The sequence below is a fragment of the Hymenobacter crusticola genome, from assembly GCF_002154225.1.
Taxonomy (GTDB): Bacteria; Bacteroidota; Bacteroidia; order Cytophagales; family Hymenobacteraceae; genus Hymenobacter; species Hymenobacter crusticola.
Genome location: NZ_MTSE01000004.1, coordinates 201,400 through 216,752, shown reverse-complemented (window position 1 = coordinate 216,752; position 15,353 = coordinate 201,400). Strand labels below are relative to the sequence as shown.

The following is a 15,353-nucleotide window of genomic DNA, read 5'->3' as shown; positions in this document are numbered from 1 at the left end:
ACCCGAACTGGTCAGAAACAGAAAACCGGGACTGTGACGCAGCCCCGGCTTCTGTAGGCGTTATTATTCGATAGAAATTAATAATCTGTATTCTGCGGATCGAAGTTCGTCCAGGTAGCCAGCCAGTTGTCGGCCGATGTGCCCGAGCCAGCAAAGGCGCCGATATACGCTACCTTGGTGAAGAAGCTATCCGAAGTCTTGCTATCTGTGAAGTTAGGCGCTACGACGGGTGTAGTAGGCGCAGCCGTGCCAGTGTACACAATCGGCGACGTAGACAGCGGCACGAAGCTAGGAGCCGTCAGGTTGAACGGGTTGGCGAGGCGTACTTCGTCGGAAGTCGTGTAGCGGCGGTTGGTGTTCGAGCCAAACCAGGTCAGCGGACCGATTGTAGTGCTCCAAGCGGCGGTGTCGGTGCTCATCACGCTGTTGGCCGTCAAGCTACCCGCGCCACCATTGGGCCCTACGTAGATGATAGCCCGCTGTCCACCTTTCGAGTTAGAACCCGCCAGGCTACCGGCCGTGATGTTGTTTTTGAAGCGCAAGTCGCCTTTCACCACATTGCCCGCAGTCGTGGCATTATCAATCAGGATGTTTGTGGGGAAGCCCATCACAACCGAGTTCATGATGGTCTGAGAGGAGTTGCGGCGAATGTGCGCGCCGGCCGTGTACTGCGGGCTGTAGGCGCCAGCACTCGGGTTCAGGATCGGCCCGATGGTCGTTACGTTAGAGAAAACGGCCGAGGTAAGTGGCGTCCGGGTCGAGCCGTTCGCGTCGTTGTCCGACTCAAACGCCTTCGAGCCCGATTGGTCAGCTTGCAACGGGTCGCGCAAAGCTACCGCAAACTGCACCTTGCCCGAAAAGCCGTTATCGGTGTCGAAGTCGTCGTCGAAAGTGCGGTGCGTTACCAAGTACTTCGCGTTCACGGTGCCGCCAAACCACTCGATGGCATCGTCGCCGCTGTACGAAATCTGGATGTGGTCGACCGTTGTGCCGCTGCCTACGCCGTCGAAGGTCAGGCCATTCAGCTCGTTGTTGGGCGTGAGGGCCACCCCAGCAAACTCGATGCGCACGTATTGGAGCGTACCCGAGTTATCTGCGGCATTGCTACCGCCGTATTTGGTTGTGATACCGCCTTCGGCTTGTGGCAGGTTGGCACCGTCGATGGAGTTCACAGGCGCATTACCCGCAATTACTACCCCACCCCAGTCGCCGTAGTTGCGCGAGCCTTTAGCTTGGTTGGAGGTGAAGATAATCGGCTTGCTTGCCGTGCCTGCCGCCATAATTTTGGCGCCGGGCTCAATGATCAGCGTGCCTTTGGTGTCTTTGTCGCCTTTGATAACCGTACCGGCTTCGATCGTCAGCGTAGCTCCCGAACGTACGTACACGAAGCCTTTCATCAAGTAGCGGTTGCTCGCCGACCACGTGGTGTTGGTGGTGATGTCTCCCTGCACCGTGGTGGTGGGCAGTTGGCTAATTGGTGTCGAGGGCTCGTTTGTGCCACTGCCTACCACATTGGGGGCGGGCGTCACAGCGTCCTTTTGGCACGCGCCGAGGCCTAGCATCAGCGAAGCAACGAAAGCCAGGGAAAGGGTATTCTTTTTCATACAAGAGTGAGTGAAATAGGCGAGAGTTGGAGGAAAGTGGCCCTAGCCGATTATGGCACGGGGATGCTAGGCGTGCTGCGGGGCTCAATGTTGAAGCGCAGACCTAGGGTGTAGTAAGTGCCACGGCGGTAACCCTGCAGCGATGGGTCGCTCGACTGGTACTTGCCGTCGCGGTTGTAGTCTTGCACCAGGTTCACTTTCTGATTCAGCAAGTCTTGGATACCCGCATTGATCGACACGCGGCTCGATACCGTTTTGGTCAGCGACAGGTCGACGGTGTGGCGGGGCAGCTCTACCACGTCGGGGTAGTCGTTGCTACCGGCAAACACAATGCGCGGGCCGAACACGTTGTAGAGCGCCGTCACCTGCCAGGTATTCTCGGGCGTCTGGAAGTAAAGACCGGCGTTGAAGGTGTAGGGCGACTGGCCTTGCAGGGCGCGGTTGCCATTCCACGACACGAAGTTGTCGCCGAGCTTCACTTGGCTCTTGATCAACGCACCGTTGAACACGGCCGAGAGGTTTTTGAAAGCACCCGTGCCGAACGCATCATCCAGGAAACTTAGGCTCTTCTTCACGTCTACCTCTACCCCGTAAGCGTAGGCGCTAGGCGCGTTCAGGAAAGTGTAGGCTAGGTTGGTAGTCAGTACTACCGAGTTTTCGATCGGGTTTTTAAAGTTCTTGTAGAACGCCCCAACGTGGATCAACTCGCCGGCAGACGGATAGAACTCGTAGCGCAGGTCGTAGTTGTCGATGGTGGCAACCTTCAGCGGCGTGTTCGGATTGAGGTACAGCGAACCGAAGTTTAGCACGTTGAAGTCGAAGTCGTAGTAGTAAAACGGCGCCGATTCGCGGAATTCGGGGCGGTTGAGGCTGCGACCGTACGAGGCGCGCACCAGGCTGCGCTCCGTGAAGTTGTAGCTCAGGTTAGCTGAGGGCAGCACGAAGTTGGTCGTCACATCTTGGTCGATCGGCTGGCCGTTGATGCCCGTTTTGATGTTTTGCACGTTGCGCTCGTAGCGGGCGCCGGTGAGCAGCTTCAGCTTGCTCGTGAACGGAATGTTGAAGCTCAGGTAACCAGCTTCCAGTTCGTTCGAAGCTCCGTAGCGGTAGGTCGAGTTCACGTCTTCGTCGACGCGGAAACCGTTCTTGGCAATATTGTCGGGAGCGAAGATGTTGCCCACTTCTTCGTTGAGCAAACGAGGGTCGCTACCGGCGTTCAAGGAGTAGCCGAAAGCCCGAGCGTTGAAATGACGGCGGCGGTACTCTAGGTACGTGCCAGCCCCGATTTCTACGTCCCGCTCGGCCACAGTCACCTTATGCTTCAGGTTGGCATTGAGGGTGTAAATGTGCTCGTCGAGCTTTTGGTACAGGCGGCCCGCGTTGTTCACGTCGACGCCACCCGCGGCTGGGGTCAGTACGGTTTGCGTTTCGGGCGTGCCATCGGCGCTAGCCGGGGTAATAGCGTACGAAACGCGGCGCAAATCGGGCTCATTCCGGTTGGAGTAGCCGTAGCCGCCTACCCACTCAAAGTGCGTTTTCTCTTTGTTGAAGCTGTGCGTGCCGGCAAGCTGACCAGAGTACGTGGTGCGGCCTTGGTAGCCTAGCAAGTAGCTGCGGCGGTTCAGCACGCCATCGTTGTCGTACCCTTGGCGCGTTACCTGCTGGTTGCGCGACTGTTGGTTAAACAAGTTGCGGAACTCCAGCCGGTCGCCGTTGTCCAGCACGTAGCTGAAGTTTTGGATGGCGCCGAGGCGAATATTCTGGGTCGACTGGTCGTCCTTGAACTGGTCGGTGCGGGCACCCGACGATTCGAACAGGTTGCGGTCGATGTTGAAGCGGGTGAACGTGTTGGTATAGTTCAGCGACGACACGCTTCCGATTTCCCGGCCGCCAATCTTGATCTGGTCGAAGTACGACAGGTTGAAGCGCATGTCGGGCATGGCCTTCATCCGGTACATCCCGAAGGTATTCTCTAGCTGCTTGGCGTAGAAGTCACGCTCGTACTGCTGGTAAGCCGTCGTCAGGGGCGGGAAGCCGCCGGGGTACTCGCGCTTGCGGGCCCCGAAGCCGAAGGCGTCACCCGCCTGCGATTTATCAGTGAAGAAGTCGTTGCCGGTGGTACCGTCGCGGTAGCCAGCTACGTAGTTGATGTTCAGCACGCGCTCATTGAACACGGGCTTACGCAGGTACACTTTTACCAGACCACCGGCGAAGTCGCCGGGCAGTTCCGGCGAGGGGTCCTTGAACACCAGCACCCGGTCGAGCAGGGAGCTAGGTACCACGTCGAAAGAGAACGACTTACGGTCGGTTTCGGAGCTAGGGGCCGTCACGTCGTTCAGCCACACGTTGTTGTATCGGTCGCTGAGGCCGCGCACCTGGATAAAGCGGTTATCCACGATGGTCACGCCGGGGATGCGGCGTACCACTTCGCCCGCGTCGCGGTCTTGGGTTTTTACAATCTGCTCCGACGAAACGCCGCTCACGACCACGTTGGCCTGCCGGATTTCGTTAATCACCGACACCTCCGTGTTGGTGCGGCGCACGCCCGTTACCACCACGTCGCTGAGCTGCTTGCTGTCCGATTGCAGCGTGGAGTTCAGCACGGTGGTTTCATTGGCTTTCACCACTACGTCTGGTATCGTGCGGTTTTTGTACGACACCGAGGAAATAATCACCGTGTACTTGCCGGCGGGTATTTGCTTGATGGTGAAGTTACCATCGGCGTCGGTTTGCTCGCCGAGCGTCGTGCCTTCTAGCCGGACGGTGCCGCCCACGACAGTTTCTTCAGTTTTGGCGTCCTTGATAATGCCTTTTATGCTGCCAGTGCCTTGGGCCACTGCCGCCACGACGGTGCCGCAGCTCAGCAGAAAAACGAGGAGAATCTTGGTAGGTGTGTTCTGCATAGTGGGGGCAAAACTAGAGCCCCTGCGTTACCTCAATGTGCCGCGTTCTTTATCTAATTGTTACTTCATGTTTTCGCAGCTTATACATAAGTTGCTTTAAACCAATTTTTTATATATCAAGAAAGATTATCGAATTGTTAACTAGCTACGAAAGACCGTTAGCGCGCTTTAGCACGTGTAACTACGCTCTAGCTAGCCTAGCAAAAAGCGGCTATCTGCCCCCACTTTTTCTGAGCGTCGCAAGCACGTGCCGCCTTCCAATCAGCTAGCGCCAACTACTCTATTATTAGAAAGAGCCGACGGCCTCCTCGCCTAGCATGCCACGCTTCGCCAGCAAGACACTTACAAGAGCCGCGGAATAAGATCGGCGAGGGAAATGTGCCCCGCCACGTAACGCGCTAGCAGAATGTGCCCCACGGTCGAGAGTGGCGGCGTTCCGCTTAGCTGCAAGGCAATACGGATACTCATCAGCCGTCTGCTAATGCTAGGTTGCGATGCCGGTAGTATCCCGGATGCATCAGGAAGTAATTGCGCCGGGTGCTCAGGTGAAATGTTGCGCATGCGATTTAAATGAGCGTCAAATAAAATGAGCGAGCCATCACGAAATATCGCTAGCTCGCTCATTAGTCTTCTATAGCATAATTAAAAACAGCGTAGCTACTATACTTTACTAGGCATTGCAATAAATATCTTCAGCGCATCAAAATTATAGCATTACCATTAATTAAATATTACAGCCGTATTATCAAATAACCACTACACAACTTAGCAACAATTAACACAGAATCATTTAAAATAAACAAAGGCTTTTTGGAATTACATAAACACCATACAAATTCCCACGAAACATTTTTACTGTAATGGCTAAGGCCTACTATAAGCTAGGTGTATCGTGCAAAAAATGCTTAACACGGCGTAGCACGACGCTGGCATTTCTTTCAGCAAACTTATGCAACCGATTGTTATCTAAGTATTACCAAAATAAGAAGGAATCACAGCGTTAGTATTACCAATTTGTAAAGTCTATTTTATATCAAATAAACCATACCCCCTGCTTCTATATTTGCGCCGTCGAGAGGCCCTATAGCAGTGTGCGTCATTTTACCGCCTCTCGTTCTGCTGAGCAAATCCCATTTGCTTTCCCACCCGATTTACGAAGAGCACCTTACGAGCGCAGTATATACTTAGCGCTAGAAGCACCGTGTGCTTACTATATCCTCTTGCTTTTTGTCAAATAACCTAGCAACTGCATGGAAACATTTACTGGCGCTTTTAATTGGAAGCGAAGATTGCTGACCCCGGTAGCCCTGTGCTACAGCGTCGCAGCCTTAGCACAGCAAGCCCAAACGATCAGCGGGCGGGTCGCGGATAAGAAGGGCGAAGGACTACCGGGCGTCACGGTGCTCGTGAAGGGCACCTCGGCGGGCGCCACCACCGACGGCACGGGCACCTACACGCTGCAAGCACCCGCCGGAGCTACGACGCTCGTGGTGACGTACCTAGGCTATAAGCCGCAGGAAGTAGCCATCAGCAATCGCACGGCCATCAACGTGACGCTGGAGCAGGATACGAAAGCGCTGGACGAGGTAGTGGTGGTGGGCTACGGCACCCAAAAGAAAGTGAACCTGACGGGCGCCGTCGATCAAGTGACCTCGCAGGTGCTGGAAAACCGCTCGGTACCCAACCTCACGCAGGGCTTGCAGGGCGTATTGCCCAACCTGAACCTGGTGCCCGGCGACGGCAAGCCGACCCAGTCGCCAGCCTATAACATCCGGGGCACCACGTCTATCGGGCAGGGCGGCAACGCGCTGGTGCTGATTGATGGCGTGGAGGGCGACCCGAGCCGCATCAACCCCAACGACGTGGCCACCGTGACGGTGCTGAAGGATGCCTCGGCTGCCGCCATCTACGGGGCGCGGGGCGCGTTCGGCGTGGTGCTCATTACGACCAAGAACCCCTCGAAGGAGAAAACCAGCGTCACGTACTCCTTCAACCAATCCATCAAGAGCCCGACCACAGTGCCGGACTTCGTCACGGACGGCTACCAGTTTGCCAACATGTTCAACGAGGGCTGGTCGGCGTGGAACGACTACTCGCAGACGCCCCAGAACATCAACAAAACGGTGAAGTTCTCGCCCGAATACCTGGCTGAGCTGAAGCGCCGTTCCGAAGACCCTAGCCTCCCGAAAGTCGACGTGAATGCCGCCGGCGAATATGTATACTACGGCAATACCGACTGGTACAAAGAGCTTTACAAAAAGCGCACGAGCTCCACGGAACACAACCTTTCCCTGTCGGGGAGCAGCGGCAAAGCTAGTTTCTACGTGACGGGGCGCTACTTTGGGCAAGACGGCTTGTTTCGCTATAACTCCGACGACTACCGCATGTATAACTTCCGGGCGAAGGGCGCTATCGACCTGTTCCCGTGGTTGCACATCGACAACAACACCGACTACTCCAGCATGCGCTACCACAACCCGCTGAACGTGGGCGAGGGCGGCGGCATCTGGCGCAACATCGCCGACGAAGGCCACACGGTAGCACCCATGTTTAACCCCGACGGCACGCTCACCTACTCGGCGGCCTACACCGTGGGCGACATGTGGTACGGCAAGAACGGCATCGACCTGGATGAGCGGGTGACGCGCAACACGTCGGCTTTCCTGGCGCACTTCTTCCAGGATAAATTCCGCATCAACGGCAACTTCACGTTCCGCAACACCGACAACGACCGTACCCAAACGCGCGTGCCGGTGCCTTACAGCCGCAAGCCCGGCGTGATTGAGTACGTAGGCACCAACACCAACGACCTGCTCCGCAACTTCGGCCAAACGCGCTACCTAGCTGCCAACCTCTACGGCGAGTACGAAAACCGTTTCCGGGAGGATCATTACTTCAAGGCGATGGTGGGCTACAACTACGAGCAGTCGACCTTCCGCGGCCTCCAAACCCAGCGCAACGGCCTCATCTACCCCGATGCCAAGGATATCAACCTAGCTCTCGGGCAGTCGATTTCGACATCCGGCGGCTGGGAGCGGTGGAACATCATGGGCGGCTTTTATCGCCTGAACTACTCCTTTAAGGACCGCTACCTTTTGGAAGCCAGCGGCCGCTACGACGGCTCGTCGAAGTTTCCCTCGAATGAGCGCTTTGCCTTCTTCCCCTCCTTCTCGGCGGGCTGGCGCCTCTCCAACGAATCGTTTTGGCATGTGTCGCCCAACCTAATTTCGGAGCTGAAGATTCGGGGTTCGTACGGAGCGCTCGGCAACGGTAACATCAGTTCCTATGCCTTCCAGGAGCAGTTTAGAATTGCACAGTCGGGGCGCGTGCTGAACGGCGTGCGTCCCCAGTACACCAGCCAGCCGGGCGTTATTCCGGACGGGCTGACCTGGGAGAAGTCGACTACCCAAGATCTAGGTCTGGACCTGAGCATGCTCAATAACCGTCTGACGCTGAACGCCGACGGTTACATCCGCAACACTACCGACATGTTCACGGTGGGCATGACGCTGCCGGCCGTATTTGGTACCGACGTGCCGAAAGGCAACTACGCCGACCTGAAAACCAAAGGCTGGGAAGTAGCCCTGAACTGGCGCGACAACCTGAACCTAGGGGCTAAGCCACTGAACTACGGCGTGCGCCTAACGCTAGCCGACTACACGGCCCGCGTAACGAAGTACAACAACCCCGAGCGCCGCCTGAACGACCCCAACAGCAACCCCGCCAACCTGAGCTACTACGAAGGCCAAAAGCTAGGCGAAATCTGGGGCTACACGACGGATGGTTTCTTCACCTCGCAAGACCAGATTGCCGGTTCGCCTTCGCAGGCACTGTTCCGCGCCTCGACTAGCGGCAAGCTGCTGCCCGGCGACATCAAGTTTAAGGACGTGAACGGGGACGGGGTCATCAACCCCGGCGACAACACGGTGGCCAACCCCGGCGACCGGCGCGTGATTGGCAACACGCTGCCCCGCTACACTTACGGCGCCATGGCCGACGCGAGCTGGAACAACTTCTTTGTATCCATCTTCTTCCAAGGCGTGGGCCACCAAGATTGGTACCCTGGCGCCGAGGCGGGCACGTTCTGGGGCCAGTACAACCGCCCCTACAACAAGATTCCGAAGTCGCAGCTCGGCAATATCTGGTCGGAGGATAACCCCGACGCTTACTTCCCGCGCTACCGCGGCTACGTGTCGCAGAACGGCGCTGGTGAACTGACCCAGATTCAGACGAAGTACCTGCAAAACGTGGCGTACATCCGCCTCAAAAACCTGCAAATCGGCTATAACCTGCCCGTGGCCTTTATCAACCGCATCAAGATGAACGCGGCGCGGGTGTACCTCTCAGGTGAAAATCTGTGGGCGTGGTCGCCTTTCTACAAAATCACGAAGGACATCGATGTGGAGAACATTGGTCGCTCCGACGTCTTGCTGACCCCGCCCGATGCTACCGCCTCGAACCCCAACAGCGGCAACAGCGGCAACGCCAACAACTACCCCATCCTGAAAAGCTTCACGCTCGGGTTGTCGGTGACTTTCTAACGGGTAGCGCGGACTTTGCAGTCCGTGCCAGCCAAACTTGAACAACAGCTTGTCTAAGCGTGGACTTTGCAGTCCGCGCTACACCTTGACTTACACTATCATGAAGCGACACCTAGGTTGGCTCGTTTTCCTTAGCATAGCCTTTGCCAGCTGCGAAAAGCTCGATCAGGAGCCGCAGGCTACCGTCACGAACGAGGCCGTATTCAGCAGCGAAACGGGCTTGCAGCTCTACGCCAACTCCTTCTACGACGTGCTGCCCACGGCCAACGACATCCACCGCGGCGACGCCATGGCCGACTACGCCGCCCGCACCCAAGTACCCGATTTTCTGACGCCCGGGGCTTTCAGCGCCCGCCAGAGCAGCGGTTGGGATTGGGGGCAGCTGCGCAACATCAACTACTTCATTGCCAATTGCAACAACCCTGCTATTGCGCCCGCCGTGCGCAACAACTACCTAGGTATAGCTAGGTTCTTCCGGGCTTGGTTTTACTTCAATAAGGTACAGCGCTTTGGGGATGTGCCGTGGATCAACAAGCCCATGGTCGTAAACGACCAGGCGCTCTACAACGGCCGCGACCCGCGCGCCACTGTGATGGATTCGGTGCTGGCCGACCTGAACTTTGCCTGCCGCAACATCACCACCGCCGCCGACAACAGCCGCAGCCTCATCACCAAGCAAACGGCCTACGCGTTCAAGTCGCGGGTGTGCTTATTTGAAGGCACGTTTCGGAAGTATCAGACCAGCTACAACCTAGGCAGCAGTGCTAACACGTGGCTAAACGAAGCCGTTTCGGCGGCTAATACGGTGATGACGACGGGCGGCTTCAGCCTGAATACGGCGGGCGGCAATACCCAGTCGTACCGCCAATTATTCACAAGCCAAGCGCCAGTAGCTTCCGAAATCATTCTGGCGGCCGTGTCGGACCCCGCGCTGAGCATCTATAACGACGCCAACTGGTGGTGGACCAGCGCCACCTACGGCTCGCGCGTGAGCCTAATTCGCACGTTCGTGAATACTTATTTGAATGAGGACGGCACGCCGTTCACCAACAAGCCGGGCTACCAGACCATGACGTTTGCCCAGGAGGTGAAAGGCCGGGATAAGCGCCTGCAACAAACCATTCGGATGGGCGACTACAAGCGCCTGAACGGTGGCGCACGGGAAGCGGCTCCGCCGGTTTTCTCCTACACCTACACCGGCTACCAGCCCATCAAGTGGACCCTGGACGACACGTATTATGACGGCGGCAGCCGCAACATCAACTCCATCTCCACCATCCGCTACGCCGAAGTGCTGCTCAACTATGCCGAGGCCAAAGCCGAGCTAGGTACCCTCACCGACGCCGATTGGGCTAAAACCGTGGGTGCGCTACGCCAACGCGCCGGCATCACGGGTGGCCTCGCCACCAAGCCCACCGTGGTTGACCCGTACCTGCAAAGCAAGTATTTCCCCAACCTCTCCGACCCTACGCTGCTGGAAGTGCGCCGCGAGCGGGGCATCGAGCTAGCCTTGGAAGGCTTCCGCTTTTATGATCTGGTGCGCTGGCGCCGGGGTGAGCTGATGAACATGCCCTGGAACGGCTTCTACGTGCCCGCCCTCAACCAGCCCCTCGACCTGAACGAGGACGGCACCGCCGATGTGGCCTTCTACACCACGCTGCCCGCCAACCGCCCCGCCGGCGTAACCTACGTGAACGTAGCGCCCACCATCAGCGGCGGCACCAATCCGCAGCAGCTCAGCAACGGTACCTCCGGCGAGCTCACTTGGCTGAACAACGTGCCGCGCCGCTGGGAAGACAAGTACTACCTCTACCCCATTCCCGAGGCCGACCGCCTGATTAATCCCAAGCTAGGTCAGAACCCCGGCTGGTAGCGGAAACGCTTATCCTTGTGCCGCTCCTTTGTGAATCGTTCTGGCAGGAGCCTCACCCCCGGCCCCTCTCTGAAAAGGAGAGGGAGCCGAACGGTAATGAGTAATTGATAACTGTCGTTTGGCTCCCCTTCTTCTTTTCGGAGAGGGGGCCGGGGGTGAAGCGCCCCGCCAGAACGAACCTAGCCGGTATCTTTACCCCAACCTGAATCACTCTTCTTTCCTCATCATGCTCAAAAAGCTCTTTTTCGTCGCGCTGTTGCTGCTTTGTGGCGCGGCAAACGTATCGGCCCAAACCATGCGGCTGGCCACCTACAACATCCGCTACGACAACAAGCAGGACACCACCAATGCCTGGGGCAAGCGCCTCCCCTACCTCACGGACTTGATTAAGTTTCAGGATTTTGACCTGTTTGGCACCCAAGAGGTACTCTACAACCAACTCCAGGATATGGCCGGCAAGCTTCCCGGCTACGCGCACATTGGGGTGGGCCGCGACGATGGCAAGCAAGCGGGCGAGTTTTCAGCCATTTTCTACAAGAAAGACAAGTACAAGCTGCTGAAACAGGGCACTTTCTGGCTCGCCCCGAACACCACGGCTCCCGTGAAAGGTTGGGATGCCGCCCTGCCCCGCATCTGCACCTGGGGGCAGTTTCAGGACACCAAGACGGGCTTCACGTTCTACATGTTCAATACCCACTTCGACCACGTGGGCGTGGAAGCGCGGCGCGAAAGCGCCAAGCTGATCTTGGCGAAAGTGAAGCAGATGGCCGGCACCACGCCCGCCATCCTGAGCGGGGACTTCAACGTGGACCAGCGCAACGAAAGCTATACGCTGCTCAACACGTCGGGCGTGATGAAGGATGCCTTTACCACGGCCAAGGTAGTGTACGCCCCCAACGGCACCTTCAACAACTTCAACACGAAGACCAAAACCGACTCCCGCATCGACCACATCTTCCTGACTTCTGCCTTCACTCCTACTCGCTACGGCATCCTGACGGACACCTACGGCGGCGGCAAAACACCCTCCGACCACTACCCAGTGGCCATTGAGGTACAGTATAGCGCGAAGAAGTAACTTAACTTTTCTACACGGCCGGCGCCCGGTGAGCTTTGCTCGCCGGGCGCTTTGCTTTTGTTTGGGTTCGTTGGCTTGTGGAAGCTAGGTGTCTATTCCGGGGTAGCAGTATTCTGGGGAAGAATATAGCTTATCCAGCCCCACCGCAGGCTAGGTTTCAACTGCGCCGCTGATTACTTTGCGTTAATGGCCTTCAAGCCAAGGCCTTCACCAGGGCGAAACGTCTCCTCTTTTCTTTTTCACTATACCCCTTCTCTCACTCTATGCCGTACCTGTACCCCGTTTTGAGCCGGCGAAGCTGGCTAATCGGCCCCCTACTATTGCTGCTGACCTTGGTGGTCAAGCCAGCGATAGGCCAAAACACACGCTATTTGCTCCGCGGCCGCGTCACCAACGCCAACAACGACCCGCTGCCTGGCGCCACCGTGCGCGTGCTCAACACCGTGCTCGGCGCCAGCACTAACGCCGAAGGGCGCTTTGAGCTGACTGCCAACCTAGCCCCCGGCACCTACCAGCTCGAAGCTAGCTCCATCGGCTCCCGGCCCCAGCGCACCACGCTCACGCTCGGCGCCGAAACCACCGTGGCCGTACCCGACCTAGCCTTGCGCGAAGACCAAGTAGGCCTGAACGAAGTAGTCGTCACGGGCACGTCGGTAGCCACCAGCAAGCGCCAACTCGGCAACACCATTGCCACGGTAAGCGGCGACCAGCTGCGCACCACCGTTCCCACCCAGATCGACCAAGCCTTGCAGGGCAAGTTCGCGGGCGTGCAGATCACCCAAAACTCGGGCAATCCCGCCGGTGGTATCTCGGTGCGCCTGCGCGGACCTAGCACCGTGGCCGGCTCTTCCGATCCGCTCTACATCATCGACGGCGTGATTGTGAATAACGACTCGCCCCAGCTCCTCGACCTAGGTGGCTACGCCCAAAACCGCCTCGTCGACATCAGCCCCAACGACGTGGAGCGCATTGAGGTCATTAAAGGCGCGGCGGCAGCGGCCATCTATGGGTCGCGGGCTTCCAACGGCGTGGTGCAGATCTTCACCAAGCGCGGCCGCGACGGCGCCCCGCAGGTAACGGTATCGTCGCAGTTTCTAACCTCGCAGATCCGCAAAAAGCTGGACTACAACGACTATCCGTTTCGTTTTACCAACACCGCTAACAATGCCGATCTAACGCAAGAACCCGTACAGCGCTATGATTACCAAGACCGTATTTTCCGCACGGCGGTAGGCACCGACAACTATGTGTCCTTAACGGGCGGCAACAGCACAACCAAGTATTTTGCTTCGGGCAACTACTTCCGTAACCAAGGCATTGTCGACAACACCGACTTCAACCGGGGCGGTGGCCGCCTCCGCTTGCAGCAAAACCTAGGTTCGAAAGTAAGCTTGAGTGCTGGCGCTAACTACACCTTGAGTCGCAGCCGCGAAGTACCGAACGGTGGTATCAATGAGGCTTACGGAGCGCTAACGGGGCTTATCTTCTCCAACAACTTCATTGACCCAAGCCCTGACCCCGTAACGGGGCGTTACCCGAGCACAGCACTTAACATTGCCCGCACCAATCCGCTTGAAGCCATCAACCGTTTCAAGTTTCAACAGCGCACGTCTCGGTTCATTGGCGACGCTCAGCTCAACTTCACTCCTTTTACTGGCTTCACCTTCGATTACGTGCTCGGCTATGATGCTAGCACACAGCTAGCTACCGGCTTCATTCCGACAAATAGCACAGCCCCCACGTATAGCACCGGCCTAGCGCGCCGCGCCGACCAAACCAGCATTTTGGTGAACAACGACGTGACGGCCAATTACCGTCATGATTTCACGGAGTGGCTTGCTAGCACGACCACCGTGGGCGGCACCTTACAGTATCAACAATCCTTTAGCACGGTTCAGCAGAGCATCACGTTGTCGCCAGTAATTCAGACGACGGCTAGCGGCACTATCGTGTCTCAGAATCCGCGCTACTTGGGCGATTACCGCACGGAGCGCACCATTCGGGGCGCTTTCGTACAACAAACCTTTGGCCTCTACAACCGCCTATTTATTACTGGTGCTCTGCGCGTCGATGAAGCCTCGGTGTACGGGGCTAGCAACCGCAGCCAATACTACCCCAAGCTAAGCGGGTCGTACGTGATATCCGATGAGAATTTCTGGAAGAACGGCGCCCTAGGTACGATAGCACCACAACTGAAGCTGCGTGCTTCGTATGGTCAGGCCGGCAACCTAACGGCTATTGGCCCTTACGACCGATTCACCAACTTCGACCCGGTGACGGTAGGTACGCTGCCCGGTTTAATTACGTCCACGCTACAGGGCAATAACACCCTGAAGCCAGAGCGGCAAAAGGAGTTTGAAGTTGGCACCGACTTGAGCCTGTTCAAAGACCGCATCGGCATCGAGTTTTCCTACTTTGACAAGCGCGTGCAGGATCTGCTTCTGAACCGTGACCTTAACTTCAGTTCGGGGTTTAGCACCCGCTTTGATAACGTAGGGAATATGCGCAACCGTGGGGTGGAGTTGCTGGTGCGAGGCACGCCCGTGCAGACGGACAACGTACGCTGGAACATTACAGGCACTTTCACTCATTACAAGAACCGCATCACCAACATTCCGAACGGCCTTGTGACCTTCCCGAATGGGTTTGGCTTGGTGGCAGCCGTTGAGGGTAAGCCCCTTGGCACCTACTACGGCACTTACTCGGCTCGCAACCCCGATGGCTCTCTGCTTCTTACCAGCGCCGGTTTGCCGCAGCGCGAGCGAGGCATCCAGGGTACTTTTGGCGCGGACAATACGCCCCAGCGCGCCGCCGATGGCCAGCCCTCGGGCAACCTCGTGAATGGCGTTTTGGGTGACCCAAACCCACGCTACATTGCCTCGCTCATCAACGAAGTGAGCCTGCTCAACGGGCGTCTGTCGTTCCGGGTTCAGTTTGACACCCAGCAGGATTTCGACGTCTTCAACTTCACTCAGCGGGTGGGGTCTCGCGACATATTCGGCGGCCTAGCTCGCTACGAAGGAGAGCTACGCGGGGAAGTACCGAAGGGTACTAGCACGGCCATTTACAACACGTTTGACCGCTGGATTGAGGATGGTTCCTTCATCAAAATGCGCGAAGCCTCGATAAGCTACCAGATCCGGCCTAAGTTTTTGGGAATGCGCGACTTGCGCTTCTCCGTAGCCGCTCGCAACCTGTGGGTTATTACGGATTATAGCGGCTACGACCCCGAAGTAAATGCCGCCGGACAAAGCAACGCGGTACGCGGCTTCGACTTTGTAGAGGTTCCGATTCCGCGCTCCGTTTCGGTGGGCTTCAATGCGTCGTTTTAATTTTTCTCCCGCTTTTTCTTCT

7 protein-coding genes are annotated in these 15,353 nt (G+C 57.2%); 4 read left to right on the top strand and 3 right to left on the bottom strand.

From position 1 onward, the window contains the following. Nucleotides 1-77 precede the first annotated feature (77 nt). The 3 genes from BXP70_RS10130 to BXP70_RS29450 form a co-directional block, all read right to left on the bottom strand. Entirely contained in the window at nt 78-1,604 is a 1,527-nt protein-coding gene (locus BXP70_RS10130; protein ID WP_086593951.1) for a hypothetical protein, read from the bottom strand. A gap of 50 nt (nt 1,605-1,654) precedes the next feature. After that, on the bottom strand, nt 1,655-4,507 hold the full coding sequence (locus tag BXP70_RS10125; protein ID WP_086593950.1) for a TonB-dependent receptor: 2,853 nt from the start codon (nt 4,505-4,507) through the stop codon (nt 1,655-1,657). Between the two features lie 342 nt (nt 4,508-4,849). Further along, entirely contained in the window at nt 4,850-5,068 is a 219-nt protein-coding gene (locus BXP70_RS29450; RefSeq protein WP_143436445.1) for a hypothetical protein, read from the bottom strand. Nucleotides 5,069-5,757: 689 nt separating this feature from the next. Between BXP70_RS29450 and BXP70_RS10120 the strand changes: the two genes are divergently transcribed. The 4 genes from BXP70_RS10120 to BXP70_RS10105 all read left to right on the top strand — a co-directional run bounded on the left by BXP70_RS10120 (nt 5,758) and on the right by BXP70_RS10105 (nt 15,331). After that, on the top strand, nt 5,758-9,048 hold the full coding sequence (locus BXP70_RS10120; protein WP_086593949.1) for a SusC/RagA family TonB-linked outer membrane protein: 3,291 nt from the start codon (nt 5,758-5,760) through the stop codon (nt 9,046-9,048). 100 nt (nt 9,049-9,148) lie between these two features. Next, nucleotides 9,149-10,921 (top strand): RagB/SusD family nutrient uptake outer membrane protein, encoded by a 1,773-nt coding sequence (locus tag BXP70_RS10115; protein WP_086594184.1) that lies wholly within the window; start codon nt 9,149-9,151, stop codon nt 10,919-10,921. Between the two features lie 226 nt (nt 10,922-11,147). After that, entirely contained in the window at nt 11,148-11,999 is an 852-nt protein-coding gene (locus BXP70_RS10110) for an endonuclease/exonuclease/phosphatase family protein (protein ID WP_086593948.1), read from the top strand. A 263-nt stretch (nt 12,000-12,262) separates the two neighbouring features. Further along, nucleotides 12,263-15,331 carry a SusC/RagA family TonB-linked outer membrane protein gene (locus BXP70_RS10105; RefSeq protein WP_086593947.1) on the top strand — a complete coding sequence of 1,023 codons (3,069 nt, stop codon included), beginning with the start codon at nt 12,263-12,265 and terminating at the stop codon, nt 15,329-15,331. The last annotated feature ends 22 nt before the right edge of the window (nt 15,332-15,353 follow it).

What these genes read in the sequence shown, in the direction of transcription:
- BXP70_RS10105 (WP_086593947.1), top strand. Translation starts at nt 12,263, where the DNA reads ATGCCGTACCTGTACCCCGTTTTGAGCCGGCGAAGCTGGCTAATCGGC.
- BXP70_RS10130 (WP_086593951.1), bottom strand. Translation starts at nt 1,604, where the DNA reads ATGAAAAAGAATACCCTTTCCCTGGCTTTCGTTGCTTCGCTGATGCTA.
- BXP70_RS10120 (WP_086593949.1), top strand. Translation starts at nt 5,758, where the DNA reads ATGGAAACATTTACTGGCGCTTTTAATTGGAAGCGAAGATTGCTGACC.
- BXP70_RS10115 (WP_086594184.1), top strand. Translation starts at nt 9,149, where the DNA reads ATGAAGCGACACCTAGGTTGGCTCGTTTTCCTTAGCATAGCCTTTGCC.
- BXP70_RS29450 (WP_143436445.1), bottom strand. Translation starts at nt 5,068, where the DNA reads ATGCGCAACATTTCACCTGAGCACCCGGCGCAATTACTTCCTGATGCA.
- BXP70_RS10110 (WP_086593948.1), top strand. Translation starts at nt 11,148, where the DNA reads ATGCTCAAAAAGCTCTTTTTCGTCGCGCTGTTGCTGCTTTGTGGCGCG.
- BXP70_RS10125 (WP_086593950.1), bottom strand. Translation starts at nt 4,507, where the DNA reads ATGCAGAACACACCTACCAAGATTCTCCTCGTTTTTCTGCTGAGCTGC.